The 18,378-nt window shown below is 66.5% G+C and carries 16 protein-coding genes; 9 read left to right on the plus strand and 7 right to left on the minus strand.

Features of this window, described 5'->3' with window-relative positions; all coding sequences use genetic code 11:
- Positions 1 to 13 precede the first annotated feature (13 nt).
- The 3 genes from ACIBCN_RS20545 (at position 14) to ACIBCN_RS20555 (ending at position 5,736) form a co-directional block, all read left to right on the plus strand.
- Complete coding sequence (locus tag ACIBCN_RS20545) at positions 14 to 1,894, plus strand: cutinase family protein (RefSeq protein ID WP_396993172.1); 1,881 nt, start codon at positions 14 to 16, stop codon at positions 1,892 to 1,894.
- Between the two features lie 53 nt (positions 1,895 to 1,947).
- A complete protein-coding gene (locus ACIBCN_RS20550; protein WP_396993173.1) occupies positions 1,948 to 2,877 on the plus strand; it encodes a carbon-nitrogen hydrolase family protein in 930 nt (309 codons plus the stop codon).
- Positions 2,878 to 2,940: 63 nt separating this feature from the next.
- Positions 2,941 to 5,736, plus strand: coding sequence for a PQQ-binding-like beta-propeller repeat protein (locus tag ACIBCN_RS20555; RefSeq protein ID WP_396993174.1), 2,796 nt, complete (start codon positions 2,941 to 2,943; stop codon positions 5,734 to 5,736).
- A 7-nt stretch (positions 5,737 to 5,743) separates the two neighbouring features.
- Here the strand turns inward: ACIBCN_RS20555 and ACIBCN_RS20560 are convergent, their stop codons facing one another.
- Both ACIBCN_RS20560 and ACIBCN_RS20565 read right to left on the minus strand, forming a co-directional pair.
- Positions 5,744 to 6,445 carry an NUDIX hydrolase gene (locus tag ACIBCN_RS20560; protein ID WP_396993175.1) on the minus strand — a complete coding sequence of 234 codons (702 nt, stop codon included), beginning with the start codon at positions 6,443 to 6,445 and terminating at the stop codon, positions 5,744 to 5,746.
- A 29-nt stretch (positions 6,446 to 6,474) separates the two neighbouring features.
- Positions 6,475 to 7,254 carry a DUF1206 domain-containing protein gene (locus ACIBCN_RS20565; protein WP_396993176.1) on the minus strand — a complete coding sequence of 260 codons (780 nt, stop codon included), beginning with the start codon at positions 7,252 to 7,254 and terminating at the stop codon, positions 6,475 to 6,477.
- A gap of 475 nt (positions 7,255 to 7,729) precedes the next feature.
- Here ACIBCN_RS20565 and ACIBCN_RS20570 point away from each other — a divergent pair, with 475 nt between their 5' ends.
- Positions 7,730 to 9,166: a hypothetical protein gene (locus ACIBCN_RS20570; protein WP_396993177.1), complete on the plus strand. Its 1,437-nt coding sequence runs from the start codon at positions 7,730 to 7,732 to the stop codon at positions 9,164 to 9,166.
- Here ACIBCN_RS20570 and ACIBCN_RS20575 read toward each other — a convergent pair.
- Together ACIBCN_RS20575 and ACIBCN_RS20580 are read right to left on the minus strand one after the other, a co-directional pair.
- Positions 9,150 to 9,287: a hypothetical protein gene (locus ACIBCN_RS20575; protein WP_396993178.1), complete on the minus strand. Its 138-nt coding sequence runs from the start codon at positions 9,285 to 9,287 to the stop codon at positions 9,150 to 9,152. The two genes, ACIBCN_RS20570 and ACIBCN_RS20575, sit on opposite strands and share 17 nt — an antisense overlap.
- Positions 9,284 to 10,657: an OFA family MFS transporter gene (locus tag ACIBCN_RS20580; protein WP_396993179.1), complete on the minus strand. Its 1,374-nt coding sequence runs from the start codon at positions 10,655 to 10,657 to the stop codon at positions 9,284 to 9,286. The genes ACIBCN_RS20575 and ACIBCN_RS20580 overlap by 4 nt, the downstream gene beginning before the upstream one ends.
- A 108-nt stretch (positions 10,658 to 10,765) precedes the next feature.
- Here ACIBCN_RS20580 and ACIBCN_RS20585 point away from each other — a divergent pair, with 108 nt between their 5' ends.
- Entirely contained in the window at positions 10,766 to 11,917 is a 1,152-nt protein-coding gene (locus tag ACIBCN_RS20585; RefSeq protein ID WP_396993180.1) for an RNA-guided endonuclease InsQ/TnpB family protein, read from the plus strand.
- 213 nt (positions 11,918 to 12,130) lie between these two features.
- Here the strand turns inward: ACIBCN_RS20585 and sph are convergent, their stop codons facing one another.
- Both sph and ACIBCN_RS20595 read right to left on the minus strand, forming a co-directional pair.
- The gene (gene sph, locus ACIBCN_RS20590) at positions 12,131 to 13,102 is read right to left on the minus strand and encodes a sphingomyelin phosphodiesterase (protein WP_396993181.1); all 972 of its coding nucleotides are present in this window, start codon (positions 13,100 to 13,102) and stop codon (positions 12,131 to 12,133) included.
- A 227-nt stretch (positions 13,103 to 13,329) separates the two neighbouring features.
- Entirely contained in the window at positions 13,330 to 14,388 is a 1,059-nt protein-coding gene (locus tag ACIBCN_RS20595; protein WP_396993182.1) for a metallophosphoesterase, read from the minus strand.
- Between the two features lie 195 nt (positions 14,389 to 14,583).
- Here ACIBCN_RS20595 and ACIBCN_RS20600 point away from each other — a divergent pair, with 195 nt between their 5' ends.
- From ACIBCN_RS20600 to ACIBCN_RS20615, 4 genes are all read left to right on the plus strand, one after another.
- A complete protein-coding gene (locus ACIBCN_RS20600; protein WP_396993183.1) occupies positions 14,584 to 15,042 on the plus strand; it encodes an SRPBCC family protein in 459 nt (152 codons plus the stop codon).
- Between the two features lie 101 nt (positions 15,043 to 15,143).
- Entirely contained in the window at positions 15,144 to 15,698 is a 555-nt protein-coding gene (locus ACIBCN_RS20605) for a cysteine hydrolase family protein (protein WP_396993184.1), read from the plus strand.
- A gap of 267 nt (positions 15,699 to 15,965) precedes the next feature.
- Positions 15,966 to 17,138, plus strand: a complete 1,173-nt coding sequence (locus ACIBCN_RS20610) for a methyltransferase (RefSeq protein WP_396993185.1) — start codon at positions 15,966 to 15,968, stop codon at positions 17,136 to 17,138.
- Positions 17,139 to 17,226: 88 nt separating this feature from the next.
- Positions 17,227 to 17,679: a hypothetical protein gene (locus tag ACIBCN_RS20615; RefSeq protein WP_396993186.1), complete on the plus strand. Its 453-nt coding sequence runs from the start codon at positions 17,227 to 17,229 to the stop codon at positions 17,677 to 17,679.
- A gap of 2 nt (positions 17,680 to 17,681) precedes the next feature.
- Here the strand turns inward: ACIBCN_RS20615 and ACIBCN_RS20620 are convergent, their stop codons facing one another.
- Positions 17,682 to 18,359, minus strand: a complete 678-nt coding sequence (locus tag ACIBCN_RS20620) for a GntR family transcriptional regulator (protein ID WP_396993187.1) — start codon at positions 18,357 to 18,359, stop codon at positions 17,682 to 17,684.
- Positions 18,360 to 18,378: the final 19 nt, after the last annotated feature.

An 18,378-nucleotide genomic window follows, 5' to 3' on the forward strand; every position in this document is an offset into this window, starting at 1 on the left:
TAGTGAGGTTCAGATGTCAGTCCCGCATTCGTCCAATCGCTACATGGTGGCGACGATCGTGGCCATCGGGGTGGCCGTCGCTTCCGCTACTGTCGCCGCTCCGGCCATCGCGCAGGCGGCACCGGCCGACTGCGCGGAGACCTTCAACCTCTTCATTCCCGGCACCTGGGAAACCAACGAGCACGCCGACCCCGCGCAGCCGATCGGCATGCTCCGCCCGATCGCCGAGGCCATCCAGCGCCAGCAGGGCGCCAAATCCGACATCTACTTCACGCCCTACATGGCCCGCGCCTTCGACAACGGCCACACCTACGCGGACAGCAAGAACACCGCACTGGTGAATGCCCGCAAAGCCTTGCACGACTACGACAACCGTTGCCCCACCGCGAAATTCACCATCACCGGCTACAGCCAGGGCGCGGACGCGGCCGGCGATGTCGCCGCCGAGATCGGCAACGACCGCGGCCCCGTGCCACCGGACCGGGTCCTGGCCGTCGGCCTCATCGCCGACCCGGCGGCAGGCACCAAGGGCGAAACCGCCATCGGCCCGCACACGGCAGGCTCGGGAATCGCCGACCCCCGCCCGCAAGGCATGGGCAAGCTCACCGGTCGAGTCAGCTCGATCTGCGACCCCGGCGACCTGTATTGCTCGATCAAGAAGGGCGACAACCCGTTACTCGGGAAGCTCGGCTCGCTGTTGAGCAAGGTCCTCGGCAATTCCAGCATGGCCAAGACCTTGACCTCGAACGTCAGCAAAGCCGATCTCCCCGGTCTGGCCAACTCCGTCGACGAGCTGTCCACCAGCCTGTCCGCGCCGGGCGGCATCAACGTGACCCGTGTTCGCGATACCGCCGCAAAGCTGGAGGTCACCCTCAAAACGCTGGCGGGTCTGCAAGATTCCAGCGCCGCCGATCGATTGGCCGCCGCCCCGGCCGGATCGGCCGAGCACAACGCGGGCCAGGTGCTGATCAAGGTCGGGGAGTCGGACCTGACCGGCGCCGCGACGGCGGTGAGCACGATTGCCGACACCGCGACCAGCCTGCTGAACAGGGGTATTCGCACGCTCCAAGCGAATTCGCCCGACGCCGCCACCCTGACGATCAAGATCGACGCGCTGGTCGGTCAGGTCGCGCCGCTGGCCGACCTGCCCTCGGCCATGCTCGGATCGGCCGCGAAGATCCTGGCGATGTTGAAACCCACTGTGCTGGTCGACCAGACGCTCGACGTCGTCGGCAACGTGACCGCGCTGGACTTCCGCGCGATCCTCGACAACCTCGCACTGCTGCCGCAGAAGGTCGCGGCAATGGACGCCCAGGGCGCCCATCAGGTCGCCGGTGCGCTGAACAACCAGTTCAAACCGCTGGTCGACCTGGTCGCGAGTGCCGACCTGAAGTCGGTCGCCCAGGTGTTGTCGACGGTGCCGAACTCGCAAGGCTACGTCCAGATCGCGACGTCGATGACCGCGATCCTGTCCAACGTCGACGTCATCCGGATGGCGACCCTCGTCGGCCAGATTCAGGAAATCGCCTGGTCGGTGCTGGAGAAGCTGGCACCGCCGCCCGGGCGGGCCCCCGACCCGGCCGGCGCGGCGGCCGTGCTGTCCGGCTTGCTGCCGGTCGGCTTGGAGTTGGCTACGGTCGCGACCGGCCTGCTCACCAGCAACAACACTCAGCACGTCGACCTCGACGACCTGAGCGGCGCACTCGCCAAGACCGCGCCGTCCAGCAGGGGCGTCAACCTGCTCGGTCTGATCCGCGACGGGCTCAGTGCCGCAAGCTTTTTCGCCTCGAACGCCCATATCAACTACGGCGCCCTGGTGGTCGACGACTCGGGCCGCAACGCCATCCAGTGGCTCGGCGACTGGATGAACGGGCAGATCGGCGAGGGCAATTGACTGAGCGGCCGCCGAAGCGGTTGTGCATCAGGCGCTGTGGTTAGTGTCGGATCATGAGAATTGCTGCGGCGCAGGCGCGTCCTGCTTGGCTCGACCCCACGGCCGGGACGAAGATTGTTGTCGACTACTTGACCCAGGCCGCGGCGGCGGGGGTGGAACTCGTCGCCTTCCCGGAGACATTCCTCTCCGGCTACCCGATCTGGCTGGCCAGGACCGGCGGTGCCCGGTTCGACAATCCGGCCCAAAAGGCCGCTTACGCTTACTATTTGGATGCGGCTGTCACTCTCGACGGCGCACATCTCGCGACGGTGCGCGAGGCGGTCGCCGACCTGGGCGTGTTCTGCTATCTCGGCATCACCGAGCGAGTCCGCGGCACGGTGTACTGCACCCTGGTCGCCATCGACCCGGCCTGCGGCGTGGTCAGCGCGCATCGCAAGCTGATGCCGACGCACGAGGAACGGATGGTCTGGGGGATCGGCGACGGGCATGGGCTGCGCGCGCACGACGTGGGCGAGTTTCGCGTCGGGGGATTGTCCTGCTGGGAGAACTGGATGCCGCAGGCTCGGCACGCGTTGTACGCCGACGGTGCGACCCTGCACGTGTCCACCTGGCCGGGCTCGGTCCGAAACACCAGGGACATCACCCGTTTCGTCGCCATGGAGGGCCGGGTGTACTCGCTGGCCGTCGGTGCCGTCCTCGACTACGCCGACGTGCCTGCCGATTTCCCGTTCCGCGACGAACTTCTCGCCCTCGGCAAGCCCGCGGGCTACGACGGTGGTTCCGCCATCGCGGGCCCGGACGGCAGCTGGCTGGTCGAACCGGTGATCGGCGCCGAGCGCCTTGTCATCGCCGATATCGATGCGGCCGAAGTGGCAAGGGAGCGACAGAATTTCGATCCGACGGGCCACTATTCCCGTCCCGATGTTTTCACGGTGAGCGTGGACCGCCGACGCCGGAATGCCGCGACCTTTATCGAGGATTAACACTGCGCGAACTGTAGCGCGGGCCGCTATCGCGACAAATATATTTCCCTTAGGTTTATTTCCGTGTGGAAATATCTACCCAGTCTGCTCATTCTCCTGACGCTGATCACCGCGCCTGCTCCGGCGTACGCGGCGGACGCTTCGGTCGAAGCGCAGGGCACGGTCTTCATCGACTTGAACGGCAATGGAATTCGCGATAGCGGCGAGAAGGGATTGGCCGACGTTTCCGTCACGGATGGCGCGGTATGGGCGAAGACCGGCACAGACGGCGGCTACCGCTTGCGGATAGATCCCGGTCGCCGGGAAACCGATCTGGTACAGGTCGTTTCACCGGACGGATACACCCCGGTGCTGCGCGAGGACTCGGTCCCACGGTACTTTCGCGCACTCACCGAGGGCGCGACCCGGCAGGACGGCGTCGACTTCGCCCTGGTCCCCGACAAACGCGCGGCCGATCCGCGCGAGCCGTGGCTGATGTTGTCCGACACCGAGACCGACAACCGCAGCGACGCTTCCGCCGTGGCGACCAGGGCCCAATGGACCGGCCAGGTCGAGGCCATGGCACGGAACCGGGAAGCCACCGTCGCCATCGCCACCGGCGACATCACCGTCACCGACTACACCGCGCCTGGACGCCGCCAGGGCAGCTACGACATCCTGCGCACCGGCCTGACCAAGGGGCGCTTCGGCCGCCCGTTCTACCCGGTGATGGGCAACCACGACGCGGGCGGCACCGGAACAGCCACCGGATACTCCGCGAGCATGGAGCTCTACCGGCGCAACATGGGACCGGAGTGGTACAGCTTCGACCGCAACGGCCGCCACCTCGTGGTGCTGGAGAACAACTACGACACCTCCGGTCTCGCTCCGCAGCTGGAATGGCTACGCGAGGACCTGCGCCGCCATGCCGCCGGTAAGCAGGTGTTCGTCTTCGCCCACCGGTCGCTGTTCACCAAATGGGGTCCGGGACAAGCCATTCAACCGATCATCGACGAGCTCGCCCGCTATGACGTGCGGATGTTCGCCGCGGGGCACAACCAGCAGAGTGAGTTCCGCCGCGGCGCGTTCCCGCGCTCGGTGGAGGTGAACAACATGGGCGCCACCTACGGCATCGACGGTGCGCGGCCCGGCTACAAGGTGCTGGACTTCAGCGGCATCACCGACGATCGGGCGACGCCCGCGAACGAGGACGTCGGTTACGTTTCCGGCACGCACCGCCAGTACTTCGTGCGCGACCGGACGGCGTTGGTGAGTCCCGCGCCGGATAGCGCACACCGGGCAGGCGCCTCGATCCCGGTCGACCTGTATGTGGAGGACGCCGGACGGACTCCGGCGAATGCTCAGGTGGTGGTGCGCGACGAGCGCGGCGGCGAGGCGTGGCGTGCGGACCTGCGCTTCGGCAGCACGCAAGCGCCGCCGGGTTGGGTGAACTGCTACACCCCGCCGGGCGGGCAGGCCGAGTCCTGCCCGCCTGTTCGAGCCAATGGGGCTACCGCACACGGCAGCATTCTTTTTCTGCAGCCGGGGACGTACCGCGTCGAGGCGACCGCGACCGACACCGCGGGCGGGCAGTGGCCCGCGCTGCGGGGCACATTCCGGGTGCTGCCCGTCGGCCCGCCACCGGCGGCCGGCGCGGACTGGCCGCGTCAGGGTGGTACCGAATCAGGCGGCTCCACCGCGACCTCCGATCCGGGTGCGGTGCTGGACCAGCGATGGTCGGCCAATACCGGCGAGCAGTTCGGACTGAACGGTGCCGCCGTGGCCGGGGACCTCGTCATCGTGGCCTCCCAGGCCTTCGCCTCGCCCTACAACCAGGTGCTGGCCTATCACCGCGACACCGGCAAGGAACTATGGCGGACCTATCTGGACGGTGACGCCGAGTCCTTCCCGACTGTGCAGGGCGGCCGGGTGTATCTCACCACCGGGGTCGGCCGGGTCTACGCGCTCAACACGCGCACGGGTGCCGTCGACTGGCAGACCATCGATGACGAGCACCGCACCGGAAAGACTGTGCGCCGCTACGGCCGTGCGGGCGGCCCGGTGAACGTCTTCGACCTACCCGAGCAGCATCGCGCGGTCGCGGTCTACCAGGCCTACGACCAGATCGTCTGCCGCGACGCGGGAACCGGGAACCGGCTCGACGGTGGCTTCGCCGCGCCCGCGGGGTGGGGCGAGTTCCACAGCACCGCCGTGCGCGCAGCGGACGCGAAAACGGCTTACCTGCAGTCGGGTTCGAGTCAGTCACTCATCGCGATGGACCTGACCACCTGTGCCCGCCGATACTCCGTCGACACCGCGGGCGGACTGTTCAGCCACTCCTCGCCCGCGCTCACCGAGGGAAATCGCCAGCTGGTCACCATGACCGGCGGTGGTGTCAGCGGCCATGATCCGCGCGACGGCCGGGCGGTGTGGCACGCCGACATCCCGGGCAGCGCTTGCGAACCGGGGCCGCCGCCGGTGACCAGCCCCGCCGTTCGCGGGCAGCTGGTCTACGTCGCGTCCATCGACGGTACCGTCCGCGCGTTCGACACTTCGGCGAATAAACCGGCGGAACCCTTGTGGCAGACCGGAATCGGCTACCTGCCCGGCAACGGCCCGCTCGATGACCCCGCGCGGGTGGCGGCGGGCTGCACGGCCGCGCCGAACGCACCCGCGATGCACGCGCTGACCACCGAGACCGTGGTGTACGTGGGCACCTGGGACGGGCGGCTGGTCGTGCTCGACCGGCGTACCGGGAAGCTGTTGAACCAGTACGACTTCGGTGGGTCGGTCGCCTCGGCGATGTCGGTGACGGGCGACTGGCTGTTCGTGCTGACCACGGACGGCACCGTGCACGCGCTGGCCCGCCGCACGGTCTGAACTCGGGTCAGTGCTGGGTCCAGTCGGGTTGGGTGAAGTGGGCTACTCGGGCGTGCGTGTGCTCGCGCCCGAGTAGTACCACCGCACGGAACTGCCAGAGCATCGCGCCGGTCGGGGCGTGGATGGTCATGCCGTCGCCGAGGCGCATCTGTAGCAGCCCAACGCTTTCCGGCACCGCCGCCGCGGTGTCGCGGATTTCGGGTTGTCGCACCGCCTCGTGCGGTGCGACCCAGTGCGGCACGTCCTCGGCGGCCAGCCGGGCGAGCCGCACCAGGTGTACCGAGTGCACCTCGTCGGGGCTCGGCTTCAGCTCGGTGGCGTCGGACAGCGCGGCGACGAACGGGGTGATCACGAAACCCGAGGCCGCGGGGAAGTCGTCGAGCCTGCCGAGCAGGTCCGAGGGGGTGGCGGTCAAGCCGAGTTCCTCGTGCAGCTCCCGCACTACGGCCTGCGCCGCGGTCTCGCCCGCGTCCAGCCGACCGCCGGGCAAGCCCCACTGCCCGGCGTTGCGTCCGCGGTAGGCCCGCCGGATGACGATCACCGACGGCGCGCCGTCGCTTTCCCCGACGACACACAGCAGCACCGCTGCCCGGCGAATACCCGGGTCGTCCGGAACTTCGGTGTGCGGGAATTCGCGCAACCGGGTGCGGGCGAGGTCGCGGAACGCGTCCACGGTCGCGGGGATCAGCGGTCCGGCGGTGGAGCTCATGCCCTCGATCTTGCCCCACCCGCCCGCCGCTACATCTTGGCCTGGCGTGCCATGACGAAGCTGTAGAGACCGTAGGTGATGATGCCAAGGCCGGCCACGATCAGCAGGATCACGCCATAAGGCTGTGCCCCAAGAGTTTTCAGCGCGCCGTCGAGACCGGCGGCCTTGTCCGGCTGCGCGTGACCAACGGCGAGGATCACCAGCACTCCGATGGCGGCAACGGCAAGTCCCTTGGCGATGTATCCGGCCATACCGAGCCGCCGCACCAGGTCGCCGGTGCTGCCTTCGAGGTCCTTCAGGAACTTGCGGCTTATCCCCTTGTAGACGTGGTACCCGCCGACCCCGATGATGATCAACCCGGCGACGACGAGCGCTACCTTGCCCGCCGTATTCTGCATCAACCGCCCGGTCATTCCCGCGCTCTGCGCGCTGCTCGATTTCCCGCTACCGCGCGCGAATCCGAACGCGGACAAGGCGAACGAGAAATAGATTACGGCCAGCGCCACCGCCTTGACCCGGCGGAATGCCTCCGATTTCTTACTGTCGGCATCGGGTTTCGACGCGCTGCCGAAGACCGCTTCCGCGAGCCGCCACAGTCCCATCAGCAGGAACGCGAAAACGCCGATCCACATGATGACCACGCCGCCCGGCTTGCTGGCCAATTCGGCCATGGCACCGGAGTGATCGGCATTGCCGCCTGGCCCGCCGAGCGCGATCCGAATCGCGATGTACCCGATGATCAGATGCACGATCCCGGTCATGACGAACCCGGCCCGCGCGAACCGCTCGAACACGCTGTTCTGCGCCATCCGCCCCGCCGTGGACGACGGATTACCGCCGCCGGCACGCTGACCGCGCGACCTGTCCGTCCCTGCCGACAACCCACTCATCAGATGCCCTCATCTCCGTCGAACCGAACGTCCGGCAGATACCCGGCGACGAGGGATCGAAACAGCGGACGAGCCGGACTCCGTTAGTCCATGCCTGCTGCGGGTGCTTGCCCGGGCCGAGAAAAATTACGGCTTATTTATGTGGTCGTAATCACCGATGTTCTCGATAAGCAGTTACGGTAGATTAGCTAACGAATACCTGTTTTCGGTGGGAGCGCATGCTTTCCAATCCGACGGAGGGATAACCCGTGTCGGATGCGTGACTATTCGGTGCGATAACCGGAATCCGCTATTCGGGCGTATTGCCCGACCTTCTCGATACCGACAGTCTGGTCGGTCTCGGCCGCGGACGAAAGACGTGATCGATCGCGCGGCCTGATGTACAGGAGCGTTCATGGCAACCATCACTCGCGGCTTCCGTGCCGATCGGGACAACAGCACTCGGCACGGTAGGTCCGCGTCGGCGGCGCCGGTGTATGTCAACCTCACCGACAAAGCGTTCCTGCGGCTGCACCACGGTTACGGCATGCCCGTCGTCACGCAGACGCTGACGGTGCTCGGCCGCCGGCCCAGCGACGAGCAGCTGAATTCGATGTACGCGCAGCTGAGATCCGGGCCGTTGACGCGGCGCGTACACCGCTCCACGGTGCCGTTCGCCCGTGCGCGCTGGGTACACGCCGACACCGCGCTGCCGCTGTCGGTCGGTACCGATCCTATCGACGAGTCCGACGCCTTGACCTGGGCGAACGAGCAGGCGCAGTATCGCCTCGATCCCGACGCGGGGTATGGGTGGCGATTGTCGGCGGTGCCGACGCATTCTGGCGGCATGGTGGTCTGCCTGACCAAGTCGCACGCCGTCGCCGACGGTCACGCGGGATTGATGGCCGAGGCCGGTCTGGTCGACCCGGAGCTCGTGACGAACGGCGGTCTCGATACCGAGGTCGGCGTGTGGAACGAACTCGCCGACGGGGCGCACCGCGGCGTTGCCGTTGTGCGACAGGCGTTTACGGAGATGCGGCGAGCCGCGCGCGACCCTCGCCATCGCGCGGCCGTGCGCGCGGCCCTGTTCTCTCGCGCACCGGAGCCCGAACCCGACCCGCGCGGTTGGCATGAGCAGTCGGTGGTCGTCACCTTCGATGCGGCGCAATGGAAATCGGCGGCCGAACGCGACGGCGGCACGACCAACACGCTGTATCTCGCGCTCACCGCCGATCTGCTGCGCCGCTGCCCCCTGATCGACAACATCCCGCCGGTGCTGACCCCGGCCGTGCGGATCCTGCGGGAACACGATCAGCAGGACGCGAACTCGTTCACCAGGGTGCCGGTCGTGGTGCAGCGAGAATGGCTGGACAACCGCGACCTGATCGCGCTGCGCGCGGTGAGCAAGGCGGCGTTCGAGGCGGTGTCCACGGTCGGTTCCGGCGTGCTCTCGCAGCCACGCCAGATGCCGCCCGATCTGCTCGATGTGCTGCCCGACGGGGTCGTGCATCGCCTGCTGGAGGCGGTGCCGATCACCGTCGGAATGTGTTCCAACATGGGCGTGCTCGACTCCTTCATCGCACCGCAACTCGCCCGCTGCGAGCCCACCCTGCACATGAAGCGCGCCGTGGTGCAAGGCATCGACGTCCCGCGCACCGCACGACAACCGGTCGCGCTGGCGACCTGGCTGTCGGAATCCGGCGGCCAGATCCACTGGGCGCTGGAAAGCCTCAAACCCGAGATGGCGTATACCGCAGCGGAATTGGCCGACCATGCGAAGCGGGTCGCCAGGTCGTGGGGGCTACACCCGGTGCATGTCTACACCGGGGACACCGCTACTGGAACAACTTGAGCAGGTTGACGATCAAGCGGTCCAGCCCGTAGGCGAAGGGCGCGGCGACCCACAGCCAGCTGAAGACCAGCAGCGGAATACGCCGTGGCGCGGCCGTTTCGGTGTTGTCGAGTTCGGTCATGCGGGGGTTCCCTCCGTGCGAACGGCCTCCGTGGGGACCTGCCGATGGTATTTCGCCGCCACCGGGCGAATCAGTTCGTTGGCGAGGAAGCCGACGCAGAGCAGGGTGATCATGATGGCGAACGAGGGCCCGTACAGGTCGGGTCCGCTCTTTCCATGTCGCGCACCGGAATCCGCGATGGCATTGACGATCAGCGGCCCCGCGACACCCGCCGCGGACCACGCCGTGAGCAGCCGGCCGTGGATCGCCCCCACCTGGTAGGTGCCGAACAAATCCTTGAGATATGCCGGAACCGTGGCGAATCCACCGCCGTAGAACGACAGGATCACCATCGCGCCGAGAATGAACAGCGGCTTGCTGGTCTGGCCGACCGACCACACCACCCCGTAGGCGATCGCACCGACGCCGAGGTAGATCCGGTACATGTTCTTGCGGCCGATCACGTCGGACAGCGACGACCAGCCGATCCGCCCCGCCATATTCGCCGCGGACAACACCGCGACGAAACCCGCCGCCGCGGCCGCCGTCACCGGGGTCGAGGTCTGCTTGAAGAAGTCGACCACCATCGGCGCCGCCTTCTCCAGGATGCCAATGCCCGCGGTCACGTTGAAACACAACACAATCCACAGCAGCCAGAACTGCGGCGTCCGGATCGCGTCGTTGGCCGCGACATCGTGTTCGCTGACCAGCTTCGCGGTACTCGCCTTCGGCGCCCAGCCCGCCGGTTGCCAGCCCGGTGGCGGCACCCGCACCAGCATGACGCCGACCGACATGAACACCGCGTAGACCACGCCCATGACCAGGAAGGTCTCGGCGATGCCGACATGGTCCCTACCGAAGGTCGAGAGCAGCTGGGTCGTCCACGGCGACGCGATCAACGCGCCGCCACCGAAGCCCATGATCGCGAAACCCGTTGCCATGCCTGGCCGGTCGGGGAACCAGCGGATCAGGGTGGAGACGGGGGAGATGTAGCCGATGCCGAGCCCGATCCCGCCGACGAACCCGTACCCGAACACGATGAGCCAGTAGGCATTCGCGTAGGCGCCGAGCGCCGAGATCAGCAGGCCGGACGAGAAACACACCAGCGAAACGGTCATCGCCCAGCGCGGCCCACGCCGTTCGACGAGCGTGCCGCCGAAGGCCGCCGACAGCCCGAGCATGACGATGGCGATCTGGAAGGGCAGCGCACTGCCGGTCCCCGAGATGTCCATCGCCTTTTCGAGCGGCGGCTTGAACACGCTCCAGGCGTAGGCCTGCCCGATGGCGAGATGAATGGACAGCGCGGCGGGCGGAACCAGCCAGCGGCTCCACCCCGGCGGCGCGATGACTCGGGAATATCCGGTGGTACCGGCGTTGGCAACTGCGGTCATCGGTTATATGGCGCGGGTACTCCCTTGCTGACGGGGAGGGGAAGCACCATCCTCCTTTTCAGGGTTGGGTCGTGAGTTCTGTCGGTGGTGCCGGTTAGGTTGTCGGTTGTGGAGGAGGTGGTGCGTTACAACTACCGGCTGCGACCTGGTGCGCGGGCAGAGCGGGCGCTAGTCGCGGAGTGGGATCGGTGCCGTTTTCTGTGGAATGAGGCTGTGCATCAACACAAGTCGGGGGCCCGTCCGACCTTCTGCAAGCTGGGGAAGTTGCTGACTGAAGCACGTGGACGGACCGAGTGGCTGCGGGCTGGGTCGCAGGTTGCCCAGCAGCAGACGCTGCGGGCTTACGCGCGTGCTCTCGAGGATTCGTTCAAGGTCAAAGAGCGTGGTCGCCCGACGTTCAAACCACGGAAGAAGGCGCTGCCGTCGCTGGAATACACCGTGCGGGCGTTCAGCATCCGCGACGGCAGGCTGATTCTGTCGAAAGGGGTCAATATCCCGGTCGTGTGGTCGCGGGAGTTGCCGTCGGACCCGACGTCTGTCCGGATCGCGCGGGACAGTTTGGGACATTGGTACGCCTCGTTCGTCGTGCGGCGTGAGGTCGAAACCGCGCCGGTCGCTGAGGGAGGTATCGGTATCGACTGGGGTGTGAGCACGACGGCTACGACCACCGATGCCGAGTTCGATCTGCCGTTTCGGGGTTATCGGAAGCGGTGCGCGGCCGAGCTGGCGAAGATGCAACGCCGGATGGCGCGACGGCACTGCGTCGAACGTGGTCCGCAGTCTCGCGGTTACCAGCGGGCGGTGCGGGAGGCCGCGAAGTTGCATAAGAAGGCCGCCCGTCAAACCCAGCACGATTCGCGGGTGTGGGCGAAACGTGTTGTCGCTGAGCATGAGTTGATTGCGATAGAGGATTTCCGGCCGAAGTTTCTGGCGAAGTCCACGATGGCCCGTAAGGCCGCGGATGCGGCGATCGGTTGTGCGAAGCGGGAGTTGATCGAGTGTGGTGTGCGGGCTGGCCGGAAGGTGGTGTTGGTTCAGCCCGCTTATACGTCGATGACGTGCAGTGATTGTTTTGCGAGAGCCAAGCGACTGGAACTGCGCGAGAGGACTTTCCGATGCTGTGCCTGCGGTTATACAGCGGGTCGGGATCGGAACGCGGCCAGGGTGATTCTGGTTGTGGCAGAGCGCGGCCACAGCAGCGTTGAGGATGTGAGACAAGCGGGTCACCTCCCTCGGGTGGGTGGTTCGGTTGCGGTCTGAGCTGTGGATCCTCTGCCTGCGGGCAGAGGAGGCGTTAAGCGACGATCTCCACTCTCACTGTGTGGCGATCATAGGGCGCGCGACCAGGTTCTGTGGCAACAACTTTCAGGCGCCATCGACGCACCGAAATCGACGCTCGGAATCTTGTTCCCGACCAGCGGAAACCGTGCCCGCCCCTGATGACTACCAGGCGGGCACGGTCCGCTCAGCGGATCAGACGCCCGCGGTCACCGGGTAGTGGTCGGACATGTTGGTGTAGGTGTAATCCTTGCCCTGGCTGGTGACGGTCCAGGCGGGACAGGACTCCTTGATGACGCGGTTCCGCCAGCTCGCGGGCTTGGCGTGGCCCTTGCGGTGCAGGACGTAGTCGAGGTCCTCGCGCGGGTCGCTGGGATAGCGGTAGTTCGCGATCGAGTTCTCCTTGGTGTCGAAGGAGAACGGGTGGCCGGTGCGGGCGGTCGCGGGCTCGAGGCGGGCGTCGGCCAGCATCGAACCGTATTCGGCGCTGTGCGAGTCGACATTCAGATCGCCGGCCAGCAGCACCTGCTCGTTCGCGGGAATATTCTTCGCGGTCAGGAACGCGTCGATCTCCTTGAACTGCAGGGACCTATCGCGCGCCGCCTCGCCGGCGCCGCAGCCGGGATCGGTCGACTGGCTGTGGGTGCCGACCACGTGCACCTTGCTGCCGTTGACCGACAGCACCACGTAGGCGATGCCCTTGTTGGCCCACCAGTCGGCACCGCAGGCATCGGCGAAGATGAACTGCTCCTTGCGCAGGATCGGCCACTTGCTGAGGATGGTGACGCCGCCGTCCTCCGGCGTCGCCGCGCTGTACTTGCCGCCGGTGGCGTCCCAGCCATCCTTCGAACGGCCGACGACCGGCGTCTGATTCAGGTACTCGGCCTTGGCTTTCGCCTTCAGCGCGTCGGAGGCCTCGTTGTCGAACATCTCCTGCAGCACGACGACGTCGTTGCCCTTGAAGAAGTCGGTCTTCGGGATCTCCGCGGCGCGGTGGTCCTGGCCCCAGTTGGGGTACAGGTTCTTGCTCATCAGGAAGGTGTTGTACGTCAGCACCTTGATGTCGGGGGTGGCGGCGGGTGCCGCGTCGGCCTGCGGGGCACCCACCATGAGGGTGGTGGCGAGTGCGGCGATGATGCTGAGCCGGGTCGGCTTCGGTAGCGGCATGGCACTTCCTCGAATCTCGTAGATTCCGGATATGACAGACGTGATAGGACCAGCAGTCGATGACACGCTCATGACATTTTCATGATCATCCGTCCGCCATCGAGCATCCGATCGATGGCAAACTGGGCGAATCATCGTGGGCCGGATAATTTCTCGGGGCTGGTCGGGGTAGCACGCAGTGGCCCAACAAGTTTGACGGCACTTGTTGCGCGGTGAACTGGGGAATATCAGCGTTGACGGACGTGGGTATAAGCGGGCCGTGCCGTGCTGTTCGCGACATCGACGGTGTAGGCGTCGAGGGTGACCGTGCTGCGGCGGATCTTCGCGATCATGAAGCCGAGGCTCGAAAAGTCCTGCCAGAATGACTGATTCGTGATCGCGGACGAGCCGTCGCTGTTCTTGGCCGCAGCGCCGCAGATGATCTGCTGGGTGCCCCGCGCCGTGCCCGCGGTATCCAGGATCTGCAGGGTGTGGTCGTGGCCGGACAGGATGTAATCGGCTCTGCCGCAGACGACTTCTTCGAACAGCTCCTTCAAATGGCGCCCGCTCATGTAGTCGCCGGTACTGATCCCGTCGTAAGCGCCGGCGTTGCCGTGCTTTCCGTTGTTGCGATACGGATGATGGGTCAGCACGATCTTCCACGTCGCGCGGGACGCGGTCAGCGCGCTATCCAGCCGCTGGCGCTGCCTGCGCATGTAGGGTCCGTTCCACTGGTAGTTCGGATCGGTCTGCAGCACCGTCGAGGAGACGGGGACGGTGTCCAGCGCGAAGAACTCGACCAGCGGCTCACCCGAGTTCGGCAGCGCCACCTGGTAATACCGGGACGGCATGTACCAGCGCGCGGAGCGCTGATGGTAGGCGACCTCGTGATCGCCCTTACTCGGATTTCCGCCGCTGCCGGGGAAGGTCCCGCTGCAGTCGTGATTGCCGAGCACCATCAACCACGGCACGTCGATGCCCGCGTTGGGCTGCTCGAACTTGGTGGCGAACTCGTCGTCGTCATCGCTTTCCGCGCCGTCCTCATAGATGTTGTCGCCGAGCCCCACCGCCAGCGACACCCCCTCGGCCTGGCAGATCCGTCTCGCCGCGGTGGCTACCGCGCGCTGTCCCGCCTCGCCGGTGCCCGCGTCGCCGGTGATCAGGAGGTTGATGTCGGCGCCGGTGGGCATCGGAAACTTGTCGTCCGCGTTCGCGATACCGGGCAACGCCAAGCTCCCGGCCAGGACACCCGCGCCGACCAGCAGGCCGCGCCTGGAAAAACACAACTGGGTATAACGATCGTTCACTTACTGGCTCTCCGTCCGGGGATTGGAGTGACAACGTTTAACTGGGCCGAACGAACTGCGCGCGGTAAACGTCGGACGAATCGCCCTCTTTCGGGCAAACAGGAGGTTGCGGACAGCCCGCATGGCGCTGGTCCGGCAATCGAGGCGGGCCAAACGCCTGGCGCAACCGGGCCGCGAGGTGCTTCGATCAGGAGCATGACGGACAACACCGAGCCTTCGCGCACCGTGACCGCCAGCCGTGACATCGCGGCCGCGCCGGACCGGGTCTTCGAGCTGATCGCCGACCCGGCCGCGCAGCCGCTCTGGGACGGCAACGAGAATCTGGCGAAAGCCGCCGCGGAGCAGCGGGTTCGCGCGGTGGGCGACGTGTTCACCATGACGCTCACCACCGGCGCCGACCGGGACAACCGCATTGTCGAGTTCGAGGAGGGCCGGCGCATCGCCTGGCTGCCGTCCGAGCCGGGCAAGCAGCCGCCGGGCCACCTGTGGCGCTGGGAACTCGAGCCCATCGACGAGACGCACACCCGGGTGACCCACACCTACGACTGGTCGCGGTTGACCGACGAGAAGCGCCTCGTCCGCGCCCGCGCGACCACCCCGGCCAAGCTGCGGGCATCGCTCGATCGGCTGGCCGAGATCGCCGAGCGGCAGTGAATTCGCCTGCGGGACAGCTCGGCTCAACCGAACTTGTCGGTGGCCCGGTCTACCGTGGTCGACATCGCCAGCGCCTGTGCGGCCAGTAGAGGAGACCTTTCATGACAGTGCTGTCAGATCGACCCAACACCGCCCTGGTGGTGATCGACGTCCAGAACGGCGTCGTGGCCGAGGCATACCAGCGGGACGCAGTCGTCGCCACCATCGGCCGACTCGTCGACAAGGCGCGCGAACAGGGTGTCCCCGTGGTCTGGGTGCAACACAATTCCGAGGAACTGGTGCGGGGGAGCGACAACTGGGCCTACGTCCCGGAACTGGTCCGCCGTGATTCGGAACCGTTGGTGCACAAGATGTTCGGCGACTCCTTCGAGGACACCGACCTGGAAGCGGTGCTGGCGAAGGTCGGCGTCGGACGCTTGGTCGTCACCGGCGCCGAGACCGATGCCTGCGTCAGGTCCACGATCCACGGCGCGTTCGCCCGCGGCTACGACGTAACCCTCGTCGGTGACGCACACACCACCTTCGACAAGAGCCAATGGGGCGCCCCGCCACCGGAGCAGGTCATCGCGCACACGAACCTCTACTGGCGTTTTCAGGACGCTCCGGGCCGCACCGCGGGAGTAGTGAACGCCGGAGACGTGGAGTTCAGCGGCTGAACGAGCGTGGCCCGCAGGAGATGCGGCCTCATTGCCGAAGGCGGGCGTCCGTTCGGCGGGTGTGCGGTGAGATAGCTGGCGAGCCAACGTAATTCGTCACGGCGGCGAATGCGATAACCGAGCGGGGCGACCTTGTTCCGGATATCCTCAGCCCGCGCGGGCTTGCTGGTAGGTCTCTTCGTCCGTCAGGCCCGAAGAGACGTCAAGTCATCGCCCGATGATCAGCGCATAGTGGCCCGAGGTCAGTACAGCTGAGGAGACGCACGGATGGCACATCCCGAGAGCTCGACCGAGGACCGCGCGGCACTGCCGGATTCGGCAGCCGTACTCGACCCGGGCCCGCACAGCGATCTCCGCCGAGAGCAGTTGCTGATGCGGGCATTTCAGAGCCGGATCGGCGGTCCGCTGCTGCGGCGCTTCGCCGACCCGCAGCAGATCCTGGAGACCGGGATGGGGTTCTGGCCGTCCCGGGTCGTGCTCACCGCGGTGGAGTACGGCGTGTTCACCGAGCTGGCGGTGCGTGCGCTGTCGCAGCGGGAACTGATGGACCGGCTGAACTGGCATCCGCGTGCGGCGGGTCCTTTCCTCAGCGCGCTCGTCGACATCGGTTTGCTGCGGCGCGATCACGAAGGGCGCTACGCGAATTCGCGGCAGGCCGCGCTGTTCCTGGACCGCGCCAAGCCCAGCTACATCGGCGGGCTGATGGAGCTGTCGAGCACTCGGCTCTACGACCTGTGGTCCGGGCTGGGCGAGCTACTCAGGACCGGTCAGCCCGGGGCCGAAGAGGAACAGGGGGAGAGCGAATTCTTTTCCACGCTCTACGGCGATCAGGTAGCGCTGCGGAAGTTCCTGGCGGGCATGACCGGAATCTCGACCGGCGAGGCGATGCTCATCGCCGCGCGTTTTCCCTGGAAGCGGTTCCGGACCTTCTTGGATGTCGGTGCGGCGCAAGGGGCATTGCCCGTGCGGGTCGCACTTACCCACTCACACATCCGCGGGGTCAGCTACGACCTGCCCGCGGTGCAGCCGATCTTCGAGGAATACGTCGCCTCGTTCGGTCTCGGCGAGCGGATCCGGTTCACCTCCGGTGACATGTTCGGCGGTCGGTTGCCCAGTGCGGAGGTGATCAGCTTCGGCCATGTGCTGCACGGCTACAGCGAAAAGGTGCGGCGCGAATTGATCGCCAAGGCCTACGAGGCGGTCCCGCCCGGGGGCGCGCTGCTCGTCTACGACGCCATGACCGAACCCGCCCGCAAGAACAACCTCATCAGTTCGCTGTCCAGCCTGAACATCATGCTGGAGATGCGCGAAGGCTTCGAAGCCACCACCACCCAGTGCGCGGGCTGGCTACAGGACGCGGGCTTCGTGCAGATCAAGAAGCGGCACCTGATCGGGCCGACGTCCATGGTGTTCGGGCGCAAGCCCGGTCGATTGGCGTAGCCCGACCTAGTCCGTCGAACGACGGATACAGGCCGGATGTTTCGACCCCTAACGTAGGCCATATCACATGGCACACCTTAGGAACCGCATGTCAGGACTCATCGCACCCGCGAAGGTCGGCATCGTGCTCACCGCTGCGGCGCCGATTACCACCGTCGCCGCAGCGGTGCACATGGCGGCCACGAAGCATCCATCGTTCACCGAGCGCAGGCTCAAGTACTACAAGACGCCGGGTATCGGCGAGTTCTGGACGGTGCGCGCGCTGAATCCCGGCGAGGCCCGCAGGCTCGTGACCGACCACGAGCCCGCACTGGCGATGTTGATCGACGCGGGCGGCGGCCTGCATATCCAGACAGTGTTCTATCCCGTGGGCAAAGGCACCCTGGTCTCGTTCCTGGCGATCAACTACGACGTGAACGGTTTCCTCCAGATCGCCAGCGCGTTCTGGTGGGCCGACGCGCTGGCGAAGAGAACCGTGGAATTCCTCGCGGAGTCGGATGTGTCCAGCGAGCTGGAGACGAAGCGAATGCGCAGCAGATAGTCCTACGGGACATCCTCGTCGGGTGCGTTCCCGGCAGCCCAGATGCCGCGAACGTGCCCGATGTGCTTGCGCAGGAACTGCTCGAGCTGCTCGTCGTGTCGCTGCTCGATCAGGTCGATGATCGTGTGGTGCTCCAGCGCCGACTTGTCCAGCTCGCCGCGCTCGACGAGCGCGGCGAGGCCGAACAGCCGGGTCTGCGCGCGCAGATCGCCGACGATCTGCGACAGTCGCGGGTTGTGGCAGTAGTCCAGCAGCATCAGGTGGAATTGCCGGTCGGCGTCGACGTATTCGACCAGATCGCCGCGCTTGGCCGCGTCGACGATCTTGTCGGCCTGATTCCGCAGACCCGGAATATCCGACTCGGGGATGTCGCCGACGATCGAGCGGACACTCGGCGGCTCCAGCAGCATCCGGATCTTGGCGATCGAATCGAGGTCGGCATCGGAGATCTCGGTGACCCGGAACCCCTTGTTCGGCACCGAGATCACCAGACCCTGCTTGACCAGGTCCAGCATCGCCTCGCGCACCGGCGTCGGCGACACCCCGAAGCGCTCCGACAGCCACGGCGCCGAGTAGAGCACTCCGGGCTCGAGCTCACCGGAGATGATCGCGGCACGCAGCGCGTCGGACACGTGATCGCGCAGCGTGGGCCGCTTGGGTATCGCCAACCGTTCGATCATCACCGCTCCGGGTTTCTCC

The organism is Nocardia sp. NPDC051052 (genome assembly GCF_044456045.1).
GTDB lineage: Bacteria > Actinomycetota > Actinomycetes > Mycobacteriales > Mycobacteriaceae > Nocardia.